2 protein-coding genes are annotated in these 1,269 nt (G+C 30.3%); both read left to right on the top strand.

Annotated elements, in window-relative coordinates:
* A partial coding sequence (locus ACECE_RS26325; protein ID WP_040427931.1) for a ParB/RepB/Spo0J family partition protein occupies positions 1-697 on the top strand: 697 nt, incomplete at its 5' end.
* Positions 698-818: 121 nt separating this feature from the next.
* Positions 819-1,004: a hypothetical protein gene (locus ACECE_RS0202250; protein WP_010243763.1), complete on the top strand. Its 186-nt coding sequence runs from the start codon at positions 819-821 to the stop codon at positions 1,002-1,004.
* Positions 1,005-1,269: the final 265 nt, after the last annotated feature.

Raw genomic sequence — 1,269 nt, 5'->3', positions numbered from 1 at the left:
GTTGGGCCTGCTGCAGCCAATAGTCTTAAATAAAAGAAATGAACTTTTAGCTGGTTTAAATCGGTTGGAGGCTCATAAGCTTCTGAACCTTGAAGAAATAAAATTCGAATATTTAGATCACGACGATATACTTAGGGAAGAGCTTGCGGAATTAGATGAGAACCTTGTACGTTCTGATTTTCACTATTTGGATCGTGGTATATATCTTATGCGAAAAAAAGAAATCTACGATGAACTAAATAATACTAATACAATATCAAATAATTGTGATGGTCTTAAGGTTAAACCCTTCACAGAGTTCATTGCTGAAAAAACTAATCAATCACAAAGAACCATACAAAACGAAATAAAAATAGCAAAAGATATAATTCCAGACCTGAAAGAACAAATTAAAGAAAATAATATAGGGTTTGCCAAGGCAATTGAGATATCACGCCTTGATAAAGATGCTCAAAAGAATGTCTTAGAAAAACTTAAAGCTGGCGATAGCAGCGTATTAAATACAACAGTACCTATAAATATTAGCTGCCCACTAGCTAAATCAAACACTACCGAAAACAATAAAACTGAAGTTTCAAATTTAATACAGTCTTTAAGGTCTAAGCTTTTAGAATCATTTAAAAATCTATCGCAAAATGATAAAGCGGAAATGATAAAAAATATAAAGTATCTAATCGAAGAGCTAACAGCAATATAATCCGTTTAGTAATCGAGGTATACCTCTATTTATCGGTAATATCTTTTTTTTGTTGACATCGATTGAATTTATAGTATATAATTTTTTCATATTAATTAATTCAAAGTTAGGAGAGGTCTTTATGGATGAACTTACTTTAAAGCTAAGTGTGGGGGAAGATTTAAAACAAATATTTACAAATAAAGCATATGCTGAAGGAAAATCTTTAAATATATGGGCATTAGATACACTTAGAAAAGCAGTAAATGTGCCGACTGAAGATTTAACAATAAGAAATTCTTATTTTGAAAAAATAAAAAAATTTTAAAGGATAAGGGCATCGCATGTGAAGATGTTAGTACTAAAAATCCATATAAATCTTATGATGACAATTCTGCCCCAAACTTTGAATTGTACATTCACGTTAATAAAAATAATCCGCCAAGTAATGATGCACCCATTTGTTTACTTATTAATATTTTATCAAGAGATTCTTGCATACGTTTCGAATGTTTCACTCGTTCTCGTTCTGATGCAAAAATAGTAAGCGAAGAAAATATATTGATGCCTTTAATAAAAGCAAAGAACTTCTC

This window comes from Acetivibrio cellulolyticus CD2, from assembly GCF_000179595.2.
Taxonomy (GTDB): Bacteria; Bacillota; Clostridia; order Acetivibrionales; family Acetivibrionaceae; genus Acetivibrio; species Acetivibrio cellulolyticus.
The sequence above is the reverse complement of the archived record's forward strand: the minus strand, read 5'-3'. Positions and strand labels throughout refer to the sequence as shown.

What these genes read in the sequence shown, in the direction of transcription:
- ACECE_RS0202250 (WP_010243763.1), top strand. Translation starts at nt 819, where the DNA reads ATGGATGAACTTACTTTAAAGCTAAGTGTGGGGGAAGATTTAAAACAA.